This is a genomic window from Pseudomonas sp. PIC25 (assembly GCF_002286785.1).
Classification (GTDB): Bacteria; Pseudomonadota; Gammaproteobacteria; order Pseudomonadales; family Pseudomonadaceae; genus Pseudomonas_M.
The window spans coordinates 115,418-134,669 of the sequence record NZ_MUJY01000154.1 but is presented as its reverse complement, the minus strand read 5'-3'; the positions used below and the strand labels follow the sequence as shown (position 1 = coordinate 134,669).

Annotated in this window: 21 protein-coding genes; 9 read left to right on the top strand and 12 right to left on the bottom strand. The window is 64.6% G+C overall.

Going from position 1 to position 19,252, the window contains the following annotated elements; translation table 11 throughout:
• Positions 1–17: 17 nt before the first annotated feature.
• The 8 genes from BZL41_RS19725 to BZL41_RS29290 all read right to left on the bottom strand — a co-directional run bounded on the left by BZL41_RS19725 (position 18) and on the right by BZL41_RS29290 (position 7,071).
• On the bottom strand, positions 18–263 hold the full coding sequence (locus tag BZL41_RS19725; protein WP_143518126.1) for a hypothetical protein: 246 nt from the start codon (positions 261–263) through the stop codon (positions 18–20).
• Between the two features lie 94 nt (positions 264–357).
• The gene (locus BZL41_RS19720; RefSeq protein ID WP_095600866.1) at positions 358–1,272 is read right to left on the bottom strand and encodes a RimK family alpha-L-glutamate ligase; all 915 of its coding nucleotides are present in this window, start codon (positions 1,270–1,272) and stop codon (positions 358–360) included.
• A complete protein-coding gene (locus tag BZL41_RS19715) occupies positions 1,269–1,940 on the bottom strand; it encodes a hypothetical protein (protein WP_095600865.1) in 672 nt (223 codons plus the stop codon). Before BZL41_RS19715 ends, BZL41_RS19720 begins: the two co-directional genes overlap by 4 nt.
• The gene (locus BZL41_RS19710) at positions 1,937–3,832 is read right to left on the bottom strand and encodes a hypothetical protein (RefSeq protein WP_095600864.1); all 1,896 of its coding nucleotides are present in this window, start codon (positions 3,830–3,832) and stop codon (positions 1,937–1,939) included. Before BZL41_RS19710 ends, BZL41_RS19715 begins: the two co-directional genes overlap by 4 nt.
• Positions 3,833–4,039: 207 nt before the next feature.
• A complete protein-coding gene (locus tag BZL41_RS19705) occupies positions 4,040–4,777 on the bottom strand; it encodes a sulfite exporter TauE/SafE family protein (protein ID WP_095600863.1) in 738 nt (245 codons plus the stop codon).
• Positions 4,778–4,813: 36 nt separating this feature from the next.
• Complete coding sequence (locus BZL41_RS19700; RefSeq protein ID WP_084336307.1) at positions 4,814–5,422, bottom strand: LysE family translocator; 609 nt, start codon at positions 5,420–5,422, stop codon at positions 4,814–4,816.
• A gap of 64 nt (positions 5,423–5,486) precedes the next feature.
• On the bottom strand, positions 5,487–6,149 hold the full coding sequence (locus tag BZL41_RS19695) for a hypothetical protein (protein ID WP_095600862.1): 663 nt from the start codon (positions 6,147–6,149) through the stop codon (positions 5,487–5,489).
• 28 nt (positions 6,150–6,177) lie between these two features.
• Positions 6,178–7,071: a DUF4150 domain-containing protein gene (locus tag BZL41_RS29290; protein WP_095600861.1), complete on the bottom strand. Its 894-nt coding sequence runs from the start codon at positions 7,069–7,071 to the stop codon at positions 6,178–6,180.
• 135 nt (positions 7,072–7,206) lie between these two features.
• On the opposite strand from BZL41_RS29290, the gene BZL41_RS19685 reads away from it, so the two are divergent.
• The 4 genes from BZL41_RS19685 to BZL41_RS19670 all read left to right on the top strand — a co-directional run bounded on the left by BZL41_RS19685 (position 7,207) and on the right by BZL41_RS19670 (position 11,300).
• Positions 7,207–7,683: a hypothetical protein gene (locus BZL41_RS19685; protein WP_095600860.1), complete on the top strand. Its 477-nt coding sequence runs from the start codon at positions 7,207–7,209 to the stop codon at positions 7,681–7,683.
• Positions 7,684–7,742: 59 nt separating this feature from the next.
• Entirely contained in the window at positions 7,743–8,111 is a 369-nt protein-coding gene (locus BZL41_RS19680) for a VOC family protein (protein ID WP_095600859.1), read from the top strand.
• 166 nt (positions 8,112–8,277) lie between these two features.
• Positions 8,278–10,806, top strand: a complete 2,529-nt coding sequence (locus tag BZL41_RS19675; RefSeq protein WP_095600858.1) for a hypothetical protein — start codon at positions 8,278–8,280, stop codon at positions 10,804–10,806.
• Positions 10,806–11,300, top strand: coding sequence for a CesT family type III secretion system chaperone (locus BZL41_RS19670; protein WP_095600857.1), 495 nt, complete (start codon positions 10,806–10,808; stop codon positions 11,298–11,300). The genes BZL41_RS19675 and BZL41_RS19670 overlap by 1 nt, the downstream gene beginning before the upstream one ends.
• A gap of 83 nt (positions 11,301–11,383) precedes the next feature.
• On the opposite strand, the gene BZL41_RS19665 is transcribed toward BZL41_RS19670, so the two are convergent.
• Both BZL41_RS19665 and BZL41_RS19660 read right to left on the bottom strand, forming a co-directional pair.
• Positions 11,384–11,860, bottom strand: coding sequence for a phosphate-starvation-inducible protein PsiE (locus BZL41_RS19665; RefSeq protein ID WP_095600901.1), 477 nt, complete (start codon positions 11,858–11,860; stop codon positions 11,384–11,386).
• A gap of 328 nt (positions 11,861–12,188) precedes the next feature.
• Positions 12,189–12,683: a hypothetical protein gene (locus BZL41_RS19660; RefSeq protein ID WP_095600856.1), complete on the bottom strand. Its 495-nt coding sequence runs from the start codon at positions 12,681–12,683 to the stop codon at positions 12,189–12,191.
• Positions 12,684–12,856: 173 nt separating this feature from the next.
• Between BZL41_RS19660 and BZL41_RS19655 the strand changes: the two genes are divergently transcribed.
• Positions 12,857–15,220: a DNA polymerase II gene (locus BZL41_RS19655; protein ID WP_095600855.1), complete on the top strand. Its 2,364-nt coding sequence runs from the start codon at positions 12,857–12,859 to the stop codon at positions 15,218–15,220.
• A 12-nt stretch (positions 15,221–15,232) separates the two neighbouring features.
• Here BZL41_RS19655 and BZL41_RS19650 read toward each other — a convergent pair whose 3' ends face one another.
• Entirely contained in the window at positions 15,233–15,847 is a 615-nt protein-coding gene (locus BZL41_RS19650) for a TetR/AcrR family transcriptional regulator (RefSeq protein WP_168191041.1), read from the bottom strand.
• Between the two features lie 117 nt (positions 15,848–15,964).
• Between BZL41_RS19650 and BZL41_RS19645 the strand changes: the two genes are divergently transcribed.
• Both BZL41_RS19645 and BZL41_RS19640 read left to right on the top strand, forming a co-directional pair.
• Positions 15,965–16,576 (top strand): NAD(P)H-dependent oxidoreductase, encoded by a 612-nt coding sequence (locus BZL41_RS19645; protein ID WP_095600853.1) that lies wholly within the window; start codon positions 15,965–15,967, stop codon positions 16,574–16,576.
• A 291-nt stretch (positions 16,577–16,867) separates the two neighbouring features.
• The gene (locus BZL41_RS19640; protein WP_095600852.1) at positions 16,868–17,533 is read left to right on the top strand and encodes a TIGR04211 family SH3 domain-containing protein; all 666 of its coding nucleotides are present in this window, start codon (positions 16,868–16,870) and stop codon (positions 17,531–17,533) included.
• An 88-nt stretch (positions 17,534–17,621) separates the two neighbouring features.
• Here the strand turns inward: BZL41_RS19640 and BZL41_RS19635 are convergent, their stop codons facing one another.
• Positions 17,622–17,885, bottom strand: coding sequence for a hypothetical protein (locus BZL41_RS19635; protein WP_143518125.1), 264 nt, complete (start codon positions 17,883–17,885; stop codon positions 17,622–17,624).
• 612 nt (positions 17,886–18,497) lie between these two features.
• Here BZL41_RS19635 and BZL41_RS19630 point away from each other — a divergent pair.
• Positions 18,498–18,746, top strand: a complete 249-nt coding sequence (locus BZL41_RS19630; protein WP_095600850.1) for a hypothetical protein — start codon at positions 18,498–18,500, stop codon at positions 18,744–18,746.
• Between the two features lie 168 nt (positions 18,747–18,914).
• Complete coding sequence (locus BZL41_RS19625) at positions 18,915–19,178, top strand: YebG family protein (RefSeq protein ID WP_084336708.1); 264 nt, start codon at positions 18,915–18,917, stop codon at positions 19,176–19,178.
• The last annotated feature ends 74 nt before the right edge of the window (positions 19,179–19,252 follow it).

Here is a 19,252-nt window from a genome sequence, read left to right as displayed (position 1 = left end):
TCCGGCCGTGGCGAACGCTAGTCCGCATCGCACATGCCTCCACCGGTACCACAGCAGCTCCCACCGCTGGCGATCAGGGCGTTGCCGTCGATCCTGAGGCCCACTTCTTCATACATACGCCTTTCCCATTGAGCGATCTCTTCCGGTGTCTTGTAGTACTTCTCAATTTCCAGGTTGGAAATATCCAGATTTTTTTTCGCAGCATTCTTGTGCATAAAAAAGACCGGACCTTCAGCCTTTGCCTCCAGAGAGAACTTTTTCATCTCCATCTCCTGACATTGCCCCTCCGATATGATGCCGAGCGCCACTGGGGCCATATGTCACTCGACATTCATCCCGCCATGTCCGGTCTTCGCCTCATCGCAAGCGGCCCATCCTCGGCAGCACCGTGGGGCGCTGACTACCCTCCAGCAGTTCCACGATTGCCGCCGCGATCGGTTGCCCGGTCATGTCTTCGAAATAGCTGAAACCCGGCGATGGATTGACTTCGAAGCAGTACCACTCGCCGTGCCGATCGACGCGCAGGTCGATACCCGACAACAGCAGACCCATCGAGTGGCTCAGCCCCACCAGCCGCTCGCCCAGGGCCTGCGGTATGTCCGTCGCAGCCATGTGCGTCGAATCGCCTGATCGAGCGGCGTAGCGGTAATCGTCCGCATCGGACTCGATGGCGGTGGCAAACCATCGATCCCCCACGACATGCACACGCACGTCGCGTCCGGCGACCCAGCGTTGCAATTGCACCGGCCCGGTCGAGACGCCGTCCAGACGCGCAGCCTGGTGAGTGTCGAGGGTGGTGACGATGCTGCGCACACCGCTCACCGACTTGTAGACGACACACCGATGCCGGGCGAGGAATGCCCGGGCCTTGGCGGGGTCGGTGGTGACCAATGTTTCCGGTACGTTCAGACCGGCAGCCTCGATCAGCCGGAGTTGGAAAGGCTTGGACCAGTTGCAGCGGCCGGCGGCAGGACGATTGACCACCCACGCGTCGAGGCTGGCAGTGATGGCGGACAACATCGACGCGGTTGCGAGCCCCCGCACCTCGCGCAATTCGCCGGGGCGGATGAAGGCGGCCCGGATTTCATCCAGCGGCAGACGCTGCCCGCGCAGTTCGATCCAGCCCGTCGGCGGCATGGTGAAGACAACATCGTGCGTCATCAGCGGCAGGGCCGCATCGTCGATATGAAAGAACGCCAACTCGCGCTCCAGCAGGGCATCGACGATCCGTTCGACCGGCGTGTCGGACAGGTTTCCCCAGACCAGGATCATGACGGTGCTCCAGCCACCAGCATCCGGCCGAGCGCCGCGACGGCCTCCGGCGTGGGTGAATGCATGGAGGTGAGAGCCACGAGCCGCTGGCGCCCGTCGAACAGGAGCTGGGCCCAATCGAGCCGCATGGCCGCCACGAAACGACGAATGCGCGCCTGCCGGCGTGGCGTCATGTCGCCGATGACCTGCCCATCGACAACCTCGACGATCCGAGTGTCCGGCGCACGCCGCTTCACATGGCTCGAGCGCAGGCGCAAAGGCGCCAATGGCAACCCGGCGGCAGCAGCGAGGGGCATCCAATGTTCCGGACGCAAGGCATCGTCACCCAACCCGCCATCGGCCACTGGACTGGCCACCCTCGCCCGTGTGGACGCCAGTACGAAGATGAGGAAGGCATGTGCTTCGGAGGCCATGTAGGTTCGGTCGTCAGGATGAATTCCGAGCAACTCGTCGGGGTACACCGCCGAGCGCCGCAGGAACACGCCCGTGACGTCGCTATCCTCCACTGTCCGGCCTTCCACCACCCAGGTCGGCGCTTCGTCATCGCCAACAGCCCATGCCCAGCCCGGGCTGACCAGATCCTCCGCCGAACACAACGCAGCCCCGGGCCAGGCGGCGATGAGCGCCATCGCCACCGGGTCGTGCCGGCTACCGACGACGACGATCATGATTTTTTCGGCTTGCGCCGTGTGGGCTTGGCGCTATCGCTTCCCGGTTTCCGTCCTGCGGTACCGTTCTCTTCGATACCCTTGCCGCCGGAACGGGAAATCGCATGGATCAGCCGGTGTATCCGCTCCGCCTCCTTGGACACCGCGAGCTCCTTGCGCCCATCGTTGAAGGCGGTCTTCTCGCTTTCACGGCGCGCCCGTTCCTCGGAGATCTTCGGTACGTCCAGTTTCTCGACCACGGGTTCTGGCGGTCCGACCAGAGGACGCTCTTCCGGCCCGATGAACGCGCGGCTGAGCTGGAGATGGGTCCGGTCCACCTGGGCCGCGAGGGTGCCGAGGGATTTGGCCCACTCGTCCTGAATGCGCTCGAAGATGTCGATGTCTTCGCGGATAAGCTTCGGATCGATGAAGTCGGGAATCCGCTTGGATCGGGCATCCTGAATCGCCTTGATGTTCTCCAGTATCTCCAGCTTCTCCTTGATCTCGTACTTCAACTCCTTGAAGAACTTGCTCGTCACACTGACCGTCCGGCAGGCAGAGCGGATGCCGTTGGCGATCACCCGCAGGCAGTACGAACCATCCGGCACCGAGGTGGGCACGGTGAAGTCGCAACCGTGGATGACGGTGCCGGTCTGCAACCCCATGGTCGAGAAGTTCGACGTCCGGCAGTAGTAGACGCTCCCGCCCGACTCCAGCCGCACGATGGGATAGTTGGTGGCCTGCGTCGCGTCGTTCCCGTAGTAGACGCACTGGCTCAGGCCATTTATCTGGCGCCCCAGCAGGCGATACGTCCGCCCGCGCCGCACCGCGCCGGGGCAATCCGTGATAGTCGGTCGCCATACGCTGTCGGGGCTGCCGCTGGGCGTATACACCTGCACAGAAGTTTTGCCGGCGGTATAGAGCACCTGGCCGGTCGGCAACATCAGCATGCGCCCCCAGTAGGGGACGCTCGACGAGGTCGCCGCCGCCGGAACGGGGCTGATCGTGTTCGCATCGGGATCGTATTCGAAGAAGAACGTCGGCGCCTGGAAGGTCGCCGGAACGGTGATCGGCCCTACGGTGAACAACACGTTGCCGTTGGGCAGCAGGCACGCCGGGGCATCGACGGCGCCCAGCGGCTGGCCCGGATTGACCTGGGGAATCGAAGGCCCCTGCACCCATGTCCCCACCTGATTGGCGATAGGCGGCGGCGTATAGAGCGCAGTGAAGCCGGTTGCCCCGATGACGAACAATCGCCCGTCCGGGAGCAGCACCGAGGCACCGATTTCGGAAATGCTGTCGACCAGTGTCTGAGGTGTCGTGCCATCGGCCACCCAGGTATTGGCGGCAATAATGTATTTCTCGGCATTGGGTGGATTGGAGCAGTCCACCGCATGGATCGAGCCATCGGGGAGCAGAGACCAGCTCTCCTCGCCGACCGCGTTGATCTTGTCAGCCGCCGCCGTCCAGGCGTTGGTGGCGGGGTTATAGATCGCCGTGCGACGAGTCCCCACCTGCCCCAGGAAGAAGCGGCCGTCCGGCAGGACACAGCCAGGCGCATCGCCGATGCGTGTCCAGCCCGCCGGATTGGGCAACGTCGTCCAGGTGTTGGCCACCGGGTCGTAGGCTTCGACATTGAGCAGCCATACCAGGGCGCCCGCGTCGTATTCGCCGCCGGCCACAATGGCGCGGCCGTCACGCAGGATGCCGGAGGCATAGTACAGAGGCGCATGGACGCTGGCGGCCAGCGTGGTCCAGGTGCCGTTCACATAGTTACCGCTCGAATCGGGACGCAGCCTGTACCACTGGTTCGTACTCACGCCTTGGGCGAGCACGGAGCCGTCAGTCAGGAGCAGGGTCGTTGCGATGGATGCGGGGGGCTCGTTGGCCAAAGCGGCCCAGGTGCCAGCCATAATGAATTCCTCCTTGATCGATGGCTATCGGGGGATAGCTCGATGGCTGCAATAGCGAGCACTCCAAGGAGGGGGCAGACATCCTGTTCCTTGCCTCCGGCTAATACGCGGTCAGGCAGCCCTCGATTCAATCTTAGAAAGCACCCGGCGAAGCGTGACGGCGAAGCACGGGTTCCCGACGAACGGAAGTCTGCCCGTCAACCGCACTCAAAGATTCTTCACGATCAACTGAATCCCCGTTCCCAGCAGCCCGAGGCGGGCGATGCGGTAGAACCACAGGTGGTTCACCCGGCTCTGCAGCCACAAGCCCGTCCACACCCCCAGCGGTACCAGCGGCGCCAGGGCCAGGCTGGTGAGCAGGTTGTCGCGGCTGAACTGGCCGAGCAGCGTGTAGGGCACCAGCTTCACGGCGTTGGTTAGCAGGAAGAAGCAGTTCACCGTGGCGACATAGCGCACCTTGTCGAGCTGCTGCGGCAGCAGGTGCATCATGATCGGCGGGCCGCCGGCGTGGGAAACGAAGCTGGTGAAGCCGGCCAGGGTGGACAGGGCCAGCCCACGCTTCGGGCGTATCGGGGCCGGGGTGGCCGCGGCACGGACCAGCAGGTTGACCAGCACGAAGGCAATGGCGATGCCACCGATGAGCAGGGCAATGACGCGCTCGTTCATCAGGTGGAAGGTCAGCGCGCCGATGGTCACGCCGACCAGCGCCCCCGGCAGCATGATCTTCAGGTTGGCCAGGTCCCACTTGCCGTAGTAGGCGCGCAGGCCGACCAGGTCGGCCACGCAGAGAATCGGCAACATCACCGCGGCGGCCTGGGTCGGCGCCATCGACAGCGCCAGCAGCGGCACGGCAATGCCGCCGAAGGCACCACCGAAGCCGCCCTTGGATAACCCGGTGAGAAACACGGCCGGCAACGCGACCAGCAGGAACTCCATCGAAAGCATTGCGGTACCGGGTGAGGAGTGAGGAGAAAAAAGCGCTCAGCGTCCGGAGAGCGCCAAGTTCACCCCCAACCCGGCGAACACGGCGGCAAAGCTGCGGCGCATCCAGGCCAGCAGCCTCGGCGAGCCGAGGAACCAGCGCCGTACGCTGAAGGCCAGCACGCCATAGGCGACGAACACCACCAAGGTCATGGCCATGAACACGCCGCTCAGCACCAGCATCTGGGCCAGCGAATCGGCACCGGGCGTGACGAACTGGGGCAGGAAGGCGAGAAAGAAGATCGACAGCTTGGGGTTGAGGATATTCGTCAGGAACGCCTTGACCGCGATGTTCCAGGCGCGGGTCTCGCCCGGCCGGGAAAAGCTGATCGAGCCCTTGTCGTTCCACATCGCCCAGGCCAGGTACAGCAGGTAGGCCACGCCAGCGAATTTCAACGCGGTAAACGCCACGGCGCTCATGTGCAGAACCGCCGCCAGGCCGACGATGCTCGCCAGCAGATGCGGAACGATCCCAACGGTGCAACCCAAGGCGGCAAACAGACTGGCCCGCCAACCGAGGAACAACCCGGCGGACAGCGTGAACACCACGCCCGTACCGGGAATCAGGACGACGATCAGGGATGTGATCAGGAACTCTGTGCTGAGCATGACGACCTCCATGGCAAGGCTCGGACAAGCAGCCATTAAGGCATAGATGCGGACTACTGGGAAATCAAAGTCCGAAGACGCGCACCGTCGATTCGAGTTGCAGGAACCAATACCCCAGCGCGTAACCGGCCGGATGAAACGGCTGCGCGGCATCCAGCACCTCCCCGGCAGGCAGCAGCGACTGGTGTCCGGCGATCAGATCGACCCCCTGCTCTTCCAGTCGCATGGCATCCGTTCGCCCGGCGCGGAACAGATCCTCCAGCATGTCCGGGGTCAGCAGGCTGTAGTCGCCGTCGAACTCGATGGCGCCAGCCGCCGCGCGGGCACCGAACGCCTGGGCCACTTGCGCCAGGGTGAAATGGAGCTTCTCGATTCCCTGCTCCCGGTACAGCCGGCGGCAGTCGTGCATTGGCACGCTCATCAGTACCGCACAGTGCCGATACGGAAAGTGAGCCACCGTCAGCTCGAAGGACAGGGCTTCGGAGGTGAAATCCAGATTGACCCCGGGTTCTTCCCTGAAGCCGCGCAGGGCCGTCTTCCAGCCCTTCGCCCCGCCGCTCGGCACCTCGCACTCGGTCAGAAAGAAGTCATCGCCGCGCACCTCGACCCGGGTCAGGGCCGGCCCCACCGCGTATCCTTGCGGCGCGAGCGTATCGCGGAGGCGTTCGAGCGCCGGGACGAACGCCGTCTCGCGGCAACTGAAAACGAATGTGTAGTCCTGCGACATGAGAGCACCTGTTCGGACAGCCGTATCGTCAGTTGACGATCTCGACCTGGAATCCCCGCCGTTCGAATTCGGCACGGGTCTCGGCATGATCGCCACGCTCACCATCCAGCTTAGCGCGCGGCTGGGTCCCCTCGCCGAACACCTGGGCCTGGATGGAGCGGTAATTGCGAGCCTGTTGCGAGCCCTTCTTCTTCACCTGCTTGGCCGACTTGGACTTGGCCTCGCCCAACTGGCGGTCGCCGACAATATCCACCTCCTGCTCGGCCCCGCATTTGCTGCACTTGAACACCGCAGAAGTCGCCTGGATGTTCATTTCCACCATGTTGGCGTCGATCGCCTTGTTCTCGAAGGCATACCCCCGCTTCGCATCCTCCTGCTTGGTGGCGCCACGGGCGTTGTCATTCTTGGCCTTGGTGTCGGCAGGCGACTCCTGGGATACCCTCACCCAGGCATGGGGATCGCAGGTCTCCTTCTCCGCCACCGGCGGTGTCTGCTTGTCGATGTGCCCGGTGGGCGGTGTGCCGGGAGGGTCGGAAGCATGATTGTGGGTGGTCAAGTCGAGATGGCGGACCACATTCTCGCCCTCGAACTTCACGTTCATCGACCAGGACACGAAATAGACCTTGCCCTTGATCTGGTGCGTGATCACGTTCATGCCCTGGGAACGGGTGGCAGCCTCGTCGCCAGTGCTCCTGCGAAAGAACGAGCGGTTCTTGAGCATGACTTCCTTGCCGGCGATCTTCACGTTGCGCGTGCCCCGCGTGGTGTCGGAGGCCATACCAGTGTTCGGATAGGGCACCGGAATCGGGCCGGCCGGCGGCGCTGGCGGTGTCAGGCAGACATCGGGAAAGGCGCACAGAGACTTGCCGTCCGCCGACTTGCTGGAAATGCTCCGTCCATTGGCATATACGTCGTGCCCCATCGCTCCCTCCCTGGCTTACCGGATCGCGCCGACAGTAAAGCCGAGGCGGCCGAACAAATCCAGGCGGCTACCGCTCAAGTTTTCCCGTTCCCGCCCGATACCCCGGCAAAGGACACCCCACGACGAGGACGCATCGTGACCCACATCAGCGACAACCTGGCCAGCCGCGCCAACGTCACTTTCGCCAACCGGGCGAACGCAGCCAACGGTGCCGGAGCCCAGGACGCCGGCAGCACCAGCACCGCCGAACGCATCGCGAACGACAAGGCCGCCTTCGGCGCCAGTGCCCGCGAGGCGCTGAACGCCGAGCGGCCGGCCGCCGCCAATGAGAGCGAGAGCACATCGGGTGGCATCGACCCGGTGGAGCAGATCAAGAAAACCATCGAGCGCCTCAAGGAGCAGTTGCGCGAAGCCCGCCAGCAGCTCGAAGAGGCCCAGCGCCGGGCGGAAGCGGCACCGGACGACGATGCCGCCCAGGCCGCGTTGCAGGCGGCGCAGCAACAGGTCGCCACGCTCAGTGCGGCGCTCCAGCAAGCCTATGCCTCGCTGATGGAAGCGCTGGAAAAGAGCGGCGGCGACAAGGCCGGCCAGACGGTGAATACCCGCGCCTGACGGGCACACGGCCCACCGTTGGCTATCCTTGCCGGACTCATCGGAAAGGAGTCTCCAAGATGGCCGTTCGCCGCATCGTCGCCAATCTCTATGCCGCCGATCCCGACCAGGCACAGCGGTTCTATGCGGACCTGCTCGGCCTCGACCGGGTGATGGACCACGGTTGGCTCATCACCTTCGCATCCCCCGCCAGCGCGGCAGCGCAAGTCAGCATCGCCTGCGAAGGCGGTTCGGGCACGCCGGTGCCGGCGCTGTCCATCGAAGTGGATGACGTAGATGACATCCACCGGCGCGCCCGGGAGGCCCGGCTCGATATCCCCTACCCGCTGACCGACGAACCCTGGGGCGTGCGGCGCTTCTTCGTGCGCGACCCGTTCGGCAATCTGGTCAACATTCTCTCCCACCTGGAACACCAGGAAACGCTCTAGGACGCGCCTTTCGTCGAAAAGCAAGGGAACCGCCCCGCTCTCGTGACCACCCATCCCACGATGGTCCTACGGGCGGGGCAGAACCTTCTGCCATTCCAATCTCAATAATCCCTCCCTCCGTCATCCGTGATTTGTCGTTCCACGCACCCACGATGGATGGATATTCATGCACACCACACTGTCTTCCTCTGCGCTCACCGCGCAGTTGCATACGCACATCGACGAAAGCCACCACAATCGCCATACGGAAGGCGCGCAAAGCCCCGGCGAAGCCATGCGTACGCTGGTGAACCACTGGACGCACAACAGCCGCTCGCGGGAGGCCCTGTTCGGCACGCCCCCTGGCATCGGGCGACTGGACATCCGTGCCGAAGAGTCGGATTCGGACGAAATCCGCGAGGCCCACGACGTGATTCCCGGCCACCAGCGCGCCAAGGTGCTCGAACGCCTGCAAAGCCTGGTGCGCGAACACCTGAACCTGAACCCCGAGGACGCCGACTTCGGCGAGCACGGCGCCATCGTCCTGGACCTGGACGAAGCCGTGCATGGTGCCTACAGCGCCGCAGCCTACGGCAAGAAAGGCGTGGAAAAGGGTGCCTCGGAGGTGCTCAAGGCGTTCAAGGAAGAAGCCCACGAAATCCGCGACGAGCCATTCAGCTTCATGCGCCATGAGGTGCAGCCAGAGAACCTGGTGGACATCGGCATCGCCAGCGCCCTCACCGTGCTGGTCACGCCGCTGGCGCTCAAGGCGCTGTTCGCCGGTATCCACGAGATCGGCGAGGCCAAGGAGAAGGCAGCGGAACTGAAAGGCAAGCAGCACGACAAGCAGGAGAACCTGGACAAGCTCGCCCTCGGCCTCCAGGCCGTGCGCCAACATCCGGAACTGCAGGGCCTGCAACCGCTGGTCGAAGGCGAGATCGCCCTCGGTCGCCAGGAAGCCCACGACCTGCGCCAGGCGCAGACGCAGAACACACTGGCCAAGGCCATCGGCTTCTCCTCGGCGCTGTCCGGTGGTGCCATCGTGGCGAGCACCGCCACCAAGCTCGGCGGCCAGGTCGGCCTGGCCAGCGCGGCCGGTGGCGTCGGCAAGGTTTCCGCCTTCGTCGCCGGCAGCGCACCGGCCGCCACGGCGGCGACGGTTCTGGGCACCGCCGCCACCCTGGCCCTCGCCCCTGCCGCGGCAGTGGGTGCCATCAGCCTCGGCGCGGCCTTCACCATCAAGTCGCACAAGAAGCACAAGGCCCTGTTGGCACGCAGCCAGCCCACCCGCGAGCACCTCAAGGCGATGGCGGAAAAACCGGGGCTCGGCGACGCCGCATCGGTGCGCAAGTACCAGCAGTTCCTGCAGACCAAAATCACCCAGCGCGAGCGCTTCTTCAAAGAGTTCGAGCGCTCCAACAAACTGTTCCTCGGCGCCAGCTCGCTGTATGGCGCTGGCGCCCTGGGCAAGGCCGCGCTGGTCGGCGCCTCGCTGGCCGGGGTCGGCCTGCTGAGCAACCCGGTCACCGCGGCGGCCACGGTGGCGGCGGGGGCCGTCGGCGGAGTCGGCATGGCACTGACCTCCCATCAGTTCCTCACCGGCCACGGCAAGCAGCACCGCTACGACGAATACCTGACCACCGACATGCCCGTGCTGGATCGCCACCTGCTGGCCTCCGCCGACCTGCTGGCTGGCCCGGAACAGGGCATGAAGCTGCGCTCGGCGTTCTTCGGTCTGATCGAACAGCGCGACCATGAACGCCAGGACCTGCTGGTGGAGATCGCCAATGACACCAACCGGGTGTTCGGCAAGCAACTGCATTCCACCGATGCGGGCTTCGTCTCGCCGAAGGACCGTCTCAAGGCGCGCCTGCGCGGGCAATCGGCGGAAGCTCCGCCCCACAGCAACCGCCACGCGTCCATGAGCCAGCGCTTCAAGGCCAACGCCCTGGGTGCCGGCGCCTTCTTCCAGGCGGTGGGGCACGGCGACCTGAAGCGAGCGCTTCGCCAGGCGAAAGACACTCGCATGGCCAACGTCGACAAGCTCAGCTCGCGCAAGATCCAGGAATGGCTCAGCGCGCCGCAGCACCAGACCCGACAGATCGCCTTCATGCAGGCGGACCTGGAACGGCTGCAGACCTATCTGGAAGCGAAGCTGGAGGTCCACGCCGGCATTCGCCAGCGGACAGACGGCCCGGTCGAAGAGCCCGGCCACAAGACCCTCGCCGAACTCTTTGCCGAAGAAAATCGCCAGGGCTACATCGACAAACTGGCGAAGGGCGACGGAAGGAGTCCGGCGGCGCCCTCGCCCCTCACCGACCAGGCCCACGCCCTGGCCGACTTCCTCGGACAACTCGACCAGAGCCAGGAGCGCATCGCCCTGATGCACGCGCAGACCCGCCAGGTGCTGCATGATCTCGAACAATTGCAGAACGGCGAAGGCAGCTCTTCCGACGTTTCGCCGCAAGACCGCCTGGCCCTCTGCCGCGAACGTTATCTGGCACTGCAAACCGGCAAGCTCTATGACAGCGAACGGAACGAGGCGAGCACCGACCTGGCGGCCAACACCCGCGCCTTCGCCAAGTACATGCTGCACGAAGCCGGCGAGGACTACCGTCACCTGCGCGGCATCCTGGTGGAAACCGAGATGCAGGCAACCATGGCCCGCGCGCTCTATGAAAGGGGTTCGGCCCAGGCCGCGGGAGGAGCAGCGTGATGAACGAGACGCCCTACGTCCGCCTGCTCACCCAACTGGCCCGGCACTGCAACTGCGACGCGGACCGGCTGCTCGCCGGCGAGCGCACGCTCATCAACGGCACGGCCTTCCGCTTCGATCACGACGAAGCGGAGTCACCAGACACTCTGCTGGTCTGCTGCGAATATGGCGACCTGCCGGAACGCCAGCGCACCGACGCCATCGCCGCCCTGCTGGAAGCCAACATGCTGCTGTTCTTCAACCGGGGTAGCGAGAGCCTGTTCAGCCTCTCGCCGGAAGACGGCAAGGTCTGGCTGCTGGCTCGCCTGCGCCTGGACCGGCTGACACCGCAGGAGCTATCGCGCTACCTGGCGCAGACCGCCGAACAGGCGCGCCTGTGGCGCCGGGATCATTTCCTGGGACCTGATCGAACGGATGCCCTGCCGGTCGCCGAACGCCCACAGCCACTGGGCCTGGGCGCCTCCTTCCTGCAATCCAGGGCCATTCCGTCCTGATCCGGAAAGAAACGGCGGAGCCTGTAAAGACTCCGCCGCCTCGGGGTCGCACCGCCCCTCCGGCAGCACGGCGCTCATGACGATCAGTCCAGCGTTTGCGCATCGCCGTCACGTCCCCGGCGCGTATCGCTTTGCACCGCCGGGAAGCGCGACGAGGCAAAACGCACCACCAGGATCGCCAGCGCCAGCAGCAGGATCGCGCCGGACACGTACACCACCTCCATTCCTGGGCGATTGTGGTGCGACACGTCGGAAATCAGCAGCCGGGTCAGCGCCGTGATGGCGACGTAAATGAGGAAGCGCACCGGCATGTGGTTGGTCTTGAAATAGATCCCCACCATGGCGCCCAGCTCGAGGTAGATGAACAGCAGGAGGATGTCGTCCACCGTGATGTGGCCTTTCTCCAGCATCCCGCAGACCGCCTGCACCGCCGCCCAGGCGGTGATCCCGCCGATGGCGAACAGCGCCAGGTAGTGGAAACTCTCCACCAGCAGATTGCCCAGGGATTCGGCCAGCCCATGCACGGCCTCGCGGAGCGATTCGGCCCAGTTCAGTTTCACGATGCGGGATTCCTTGCGTTCGGGTGGATTCTGCGTCGCCGGGGTGACGGTTTGGTTATCCAGCAAAAGACCAGCCAGGATTGAACCCCAGCGCGGCACGCAACGCAGCGCTACCTTGGCGCCGCTGCCAAAGAATGCCCCGAATCGTCGACAAGTAGGATGGCCGTGGAAAGACACGGTGGCACGAAACGGCATCAGGCGAATGAATTCGCCCCCACATCGGGACCGTAGTCCGGATAAGCCTTGGCGCAATCCGGGAAACATGCTCCCGGATTGCACTGCGTTTATCCGGGCTTGTATGTTGGGCGGCGTTCACACGCTCACCCCGTTAATCGCACAACCACCGCCGCATCGCCGGAAACGGCTCTCCGCCCTGGCGCGCCGCCTGCTCCGGCTCCAGGCTCATCCCCCGCCATTGCAGCCAGGGCACCCCGACGAAGCGCCCGGCGCTGAAATTCTCGATGATCGCCGCCGCCTCGCCGCGATACCCGTCGGGATGAAACACCACCTCCGGCGCCAATCGCAGATGCACCAGCGCGGCCCAGGACCAGGCGATGGCCGCCATCTCCTCCGCGCCGCCACGGTCGATATTGCCGCTCAGCGTCCGCCGCTCCTCGGCCGGCACCACCGCCAGGTGCCCTGCCTCGTGGAGCAGGTCGCCGGGGAATGCCAGGCGCTCGGCATCGAACAACAATCCCCCGCACTCCACCCTGATACCCGGCAGGAAGGTCGGCTCAGCCAACGCCGCCGGCTCGCATGGCAATCCGATCGACGCGAAGAACGCCAGGATTCGCCCCAGCACCGCGTCCTTGTCTTGCTCCATCGCAGCTCTCCCATAAGTCCTTCGCGACTCCGTTCTAGCACGGGAACGGACCAACCGGCGAATCGCCAGCTTTTCGCCGGGGCGGATTCATCCACCCGCGTTCCCCAACAAGACGCCAGCCAACCCACCCGAAGCCGGTAGAATCACCGTGAATCAGTTCACGAGGTCATACGGTGGAGTTACGGCAAGGGTTCGTCCTGACACGGCACTGGCGCGATACACCCGCCGGTACCGAGGTCGCTTTCTGGTTGGCGACCGACGACGGCCCGCGTTACGTACGCCTGCCCCACCAGCCTTCGGTGGCCTTCATCCCGGCTGCCCAGCGCGAGCGCGCCGAGGCATTGTTGCGCAGCGAGCGCGATGTCGAGCTGCGTCCGCTCGCCCTCAGCGACTTCCGCCACCGCCCGGTGCTCGGCCTCTACTGCCGCCAGCACCGGCAACTGATGAAGCTGGACAAGCAGCTTCGCCAGGCCGGCGTGGATGTCTACGAAGCCGATATCCGCCCGCCGGAGCGCTATCTGATGGAGCGCTTCATCACCGCGCCGGTGTGGTTCGATGGCACACCAGATGGCAACGGCGCTCTGCTCGACGCCCAGCTCAAGCCTGCCCCGGACTACCGCCCCAGACTTAAACTGGTCTCCCTCGACATCGAGACCAACATGCGTGGCGACCTTTACTCCATCGCCCTGGAAGGCTGCGGCCAGCGCCAGGTCTACATGCTCGGCCCGCCCAACGGCACCGACACGCCCCGCGACTTCGACCTGGAATACTGCGACAGCCGCGCCGAGCTGCTGGAACGGCTCAATGACTGGCTGGCCCGCCACGACCCGGATGCGCTCATCGGCTGGAACCTGGTGCAGTTCGACCTGCGCGTGCTGCACGAGCACGCCAAGCGGCTGCAGGTGCCCCTGCGCCTCGGTCGCGGCGGCGACGAGATGGGCTGGCGCGAGCACGGCACCCGCAGCAACCACTTCTTCGCCGATGCCGCCGGCCGGCTGATCATCGACGGCATCGAAGCCCTGCGATCGGCCACTTGGAGCTTCCCCTCGTTCAGCCTGGAAAATGTCGCCCAGACCCTGCTCGGCGAAGGCAAGTCCATCGACAACCCCTACCAGCGCATGGACGAGATCGACCGCATGTTCGCCGAGGACAAACCTGCCCTGGCGCGCTACAACCTCAAGGACTGCGAGCTGGTCACGCGCATCTTCGAGCACACCGAGCTACTGCGCTTTTTGCTGGAACGCGCCACCGTCACCGGCTTGCCCGCCGACCGCAGCGGCGGCTCGGTGGCCGCCTTCTGCCACCTGTACATGCCGCTCATGCACCGCCAGGGCTTCGTCGCGCCGAACCTCGGCGAACGCATGCCGGAAGCCAGCCCCGGCGGCTTCGTGATGGACTCCCGCCCCGGCCTCTACGACTCGGTGCTGGTGCTCGACTACAAGAGCCTCTACCCCTCGATCATCCGCACCTTCCTCATCGACCCGGTGGGCCTGGTGGAAGGCTTGCGCAACCCCGACGACAGCGCCTCGGTGCCGGGCTTTCGCGGCGCGCGCTTCTCCCGCACGCGGCACTGCCTGCCAGCCATCGTCGCCCGCGTCTGGGAGGGCCGCGAGGCGGCCAAGCGCGAGCACAACAAGCCGCTGTCCCAGGCGCTGAAAATCATCATGAACGCCTTCTACGGCGTGCTCGGCTCCAGCGGTTGCCGCTTCTTCGATCCGCGCCTCGCCTCGTCCATCACCCTGCGCGGCCACGAGATCATGCGCCGCACCCGCGAGCTGATCGAAGCCCAGGGCTACAGCGTGATCTATGGCGACACCGACTCCACCTTCGTCTGGCTGCGCAGCGCCCACGCCGAGGCAGATGCCGCCCGCATCGGCCGCGCCCTGGTGCAGCACGTCAACCAGTGGTGGCGCGAGCACCTGCAACGGGAATTCGGCCTGGAAAGCGCCCTCGAACTGCAATTCGAAACCCATTACCGCCGCTTCCTCATGCCCACCGTGCGCGGCGCCGAGGAAGGCAGCAAGAAGCGCTACGCCGGCCTCGTTCAGCGACCGGACGGCGGCGAGGAGATCGTGTTCAAGGGCCTGGAAACCGTGCGCACCGACTGGTCGCCGCTGGCCCAGCGCTTCCAGCAGGAACTCTACCTGCGCATCTTCAATGGCCAGCCCTACCAGGACTATGTGCGCGACTATGTGCGCCACACCCTGGCCGGCGATCTGGACGACCTGCTCGTCTACCGCAAGCGCCTGCGCCGCCGCCTCGACGACTACCAGCGCAACGTTCCGCCGCACGTCCGTGCCGCCCGCCTCGCCGACGAACACAACGACCGCCTCGGCCGCCCCCGGCAGTACCAGAGCGGCGGCTGGATCAGCTACCTGATCACTGTCGCCGGCCCGGAACCCCTGGAAACCCGCCGCGCGCCCATCGACTACGACCACTACGTGAGCCGTCAACTGCAACCCGTGGCGGACGCCATCCTGCCGTTCGTGGGGGATGACTTCGAACGGCTGGTCGATGGACAGATGGGATTGTTCTGAAGGCGCCCCTGTTCAGCGGCGTTCGCGCCCACTTCTCTCGACCATCGCAACGATGATCTCGTACAGCTCGTCCTTCGCCTGCCCGGGTGTGATCTCACCGACCGCGGCGGCATGGGACAACGCCTCGGCGGCCCCCAGCATCGCCCGCAATCCCGCCAAGCCCACATCCCCCAGAGCAGCGAAGGGGGCCAGGGCCTTGCGGCATTTATCGAGGAACACCACTTCGTACTCGCGCTTGATCCGCTCCAGCTCCGGCGAGCTGGCGAGCGCCGCGATCACGCCGGGAATCTCCCGCCCCTGAAGCAGCACGCAATCCACATAAGAGGAAGCAATCACCTCCGCCCTGGCCGCCAGGGTCGGTTCGCTAGCCTCCAGCGCGGCGTCCATCTGCGCTGTCTGGCGGGCATCGAACGCCTGGTAAAGCACTGCCAACAGTCCGGCCCGCGTGCCGAAGTGATCGTAGACCACCGGTTTGGTCACGCCGGCCTGCTCGGCAAGCCGGCCCAGGGTCAGCGCCTCCGTGCCCTCTTCCCGGATCAACTGCCATGCGACATCCAGCAACTGCCGCTGCCGCTCCTCCCGGGAAAGGCGACGGCGCGGCTGCGAAAAGGACTCCTGCTCTTCGATCTCACTGCTTGACACTTTTAACCTACCAAAAGTAACTTACCAATAGTAAGTTACCACCCGTAACTTACGACCTCAGTATAACCCTCGTCTTGCTTTCGTAAACCGCAGGAGCCCGCCATGCACGCCCTCATCGTCGTCGCGCATCACGATCCCCAATCGCTGACCCACAGCCTCGCGAAACGGCTTGCCGAAGGCATCGCCCTCTCCGGCAACAGTACCGAAATCGCCGACCTCGCGGCGGAAGGCTTCGACCCACGCTTCACCCTGGCCGACCACGCCGTGCACCGCCGCCAAGCACCGCCCCCCGCCGACGTGGCCGCCGAACAGGCCCGCATCGACCGCGCCGATGCCTTGGTACTGGTCTATCCCGTCTACTGGTGGTCGATGCCGGGGCTGCTCAAGGGCTGGATCGACCGCGTGTTCTCCAACGGCTGGGCCTTCGACTTCAGCCTCGACGCCAAGCTGGAGAAAAAGCTCCGCCACCTGCACGTCCACCTCATCGGCGTGGGCGGTGCCGACGCGGGCACCTATGAACGGCATGGCTATTTCCATGCGATGAAAACCCAGATCGACCACGGCATCTTCGACTACTGCGGCGCCCACGTGATGAGTTCCGAACTCTTGCTCGACTCGGAAACCCAGGACCCGCGCCTTCACTTGGACCGTGCATTTGCCATGGGACAGGACCTCTTCACGGCAATCCGTCAGCGCGAAGCGGCATTGCCCTGACAGCGGTTCAGTTACCGACGGAAGGGTGGAGAATCGCGAAGCGTTTTCCATCCTGGCTTCACTGCGCCCGGCTCACTCCGGGTCGCGCGCCGCCTATCCGCTTCTGACCGCCAGGCTGAACTTCACCCGGCCACCGGCTGTCTGTCTGCTGCCAGCCCACCGGGCGGGATGCTTGCCATTCGCCACCAGATGCCTGCGTCACGGCCTCCCACCCGGCTCCTAGAACAATTCGCCAGGCTGGTTTTCGCGCCCGTTCCGCGGGTTTCGTTCTATCGCCATGTGAAGTTCGCCATGTCCCTATCCCGCCATCTCCCCGCCCGTATTTTCCCATCCATGCCCCGTGCCCTCGGTGCCTGCCTGCTGGGCGGCATGCTGCTCGCCGCCCCGCTACACGCCGAAGAAGCCGCCAGCAACGTGCGCTGGGTGAGCGACAGCCTGAACACCTACGTGCGTAGCGGCCCGACCGATGGCTACCGCATCGTCGGCACCCTCACCTCCGGGCAGAAGGTCGAGCTGCTGAGCACCCAGGGGGATTACAGCCAGGTGCGTAACGAGAACGGCAACGCCGTGTGGATACCCAGCCGCGACCTGCAGGAAGTGCCCGGTCAGGCCGAACGCCTGCCGCAGCTGGAGCAGAAAGTCGCCGAGCTGACAGCGGAACTGGCCGGCATCGACGACACCTGGAAAACCCGCGTGAAAGGCATGCAGGAGACGCTGGACTCACGCAAGAAACTGATCGACGAGCTACAGACCGCCCGCTCGACACTCAACCTCGAACTGAGCCGGGCACGCTCCGAATTGCGCGAACTGCAAGCCCAGGTCGGCGACGAGAACCAGCAAGTGCTGATGCGCTACATGGTCTACGGCGGCAGCATCGCCGGTGCCGGACTGTTCGCCGGGCTGATCCTGCCGACCTTGTTGCGGGTGCGGCGCAAGCGCAACGATCAGTGGTTCTGACCGGACTCGCCCTGCCCTCTCACGCGGGGCAGGGCTCCATCAGGCCCGCCCAAGGGCATCAAAAATGCCAGCCGACCTGCCTGGTCGGCTATGAAACAAGGGTGAGACCGTTTTCTTCGCACCAATCGCGCAATGCGTCTTCAGTGGCCTGCTGTTCATACGCATGCCAGGCATCGAGCTGGCCGACATGATCGAGCAACGCTATGAATTGCCTGTATGCACCGCGCTTGCGGAAGAACCCGTAAACGGCATCGATGCTGTCCGGGAGGTGCTCTTCGACAAAAGCGCATAACAAGAGGGCGGCCAAGGTCGAACTCTCTCTTTCCTGGCACAGCGATATATCGGCTTTCATCGTCGATATCATTTGGGGCTTCCTCGTCAATGCCCTCGCCAACCCAATGAATCTCCCCTGTCGCTCTGTTGATATAAGCCTCGCAGCCTAACGCCGCTGCGTCACCGGTGCTGACCCATTCATACGCATTCAACAATTCGTCCAGTTGTACCGTCGTATCCACGGCATTCAGTCTCCTGCGGCTGATGTTCGATATGAGTGCGTTTATTCGCTCGATGCAAAAACTATCAATCAATCGCCAAAACGCGAACCGTCGCACCCCGCCCGCCGTTCGCATCTCGCTACAGTCAGCCCCGTCACGGTCAATCCCGTGGCCGGGCGTGACAACCCGCTTCCAGAAAGACGCACTCCGTCATTGCTGAATAGTTGGCACTTCGTGTGCCAAACTATCGCGCTTTATGGCGGGCCGTGCGGGGCAGGCTTCGGCCTGGCCGGCGTCCTTTCTGGCCGGATTGTCACCCTCGCACGGTCCGCCTCCATACCGCGTGACAACGGTGGGTAGGCGGTTCCTTAACCCCAGAAAGGAAATAAGGACAATGGACTACCCTCCTTTTATCCTCGCGGGCCTCCCGCATGCGTTGCCCTTGGTCAGCCTCCGCCCGGAGGTGTGCCATGCCTGATTATCGTCCCCTTCCCTCTTTCACCCCTGCCGGCAAGCCAGTGCTGTACGTCGATGCCAGCCAAAGCGCACTGGAGTTGTACGAGTCGGCCCAGGAGCGGCTGGATGCGGCGCAGCAGTTGGCACTGGTGTTGTTCTGCGGCGATCAGCAGTTGGATGACAGCCGGGTGTTTGCGGCTTTCCATCTCTTGTTGAGCGATGCGGCCGGGCTGTACGAAGCAGCGTTCGCGCAGCGGCGGTAGCTGGCTTTCATGATGTACGCAGGCGCCGTGGCGGCCCGATAGTTGCCACGGCGCTGTCGTGTCGGCCAGCATTCGTCTGGTCGGCCGGGTTGTGCTTTGGCTGACGACCTCTCTATACTGTACGGATAAACAGTATTTTCAGAACCCCAAAGGCATGTGAGGTGGTGAATGGCCGTTGAAGTGGTGTACCGCAGCAGCCGAGACCCGGAGCGTTTGTTCATGGATAAAGCCGAAGCCGATCGTCATGACAAGATGCTGGAACTGGCGGAGTCCCTGGCGGAGGTATTGCAGAAGGCAGTGCCGTCGTTGAGCGAACAGCAGGTCGAGGAGATCGGGATTTTCATGGCGAAGAACCGCGAGGTGTTCGCCAAGGCTTTCAAGAGCAGCCCGGATGCACTGGCCGATCTGAATGCCTCCTCGGCAGACGAATGAGAAAGGGCGGCACCGCCCTCCCACCTACTCGCTAACAGGCCGTTGAAAAACGTAGGCGAGGCAGCCGAGACAAG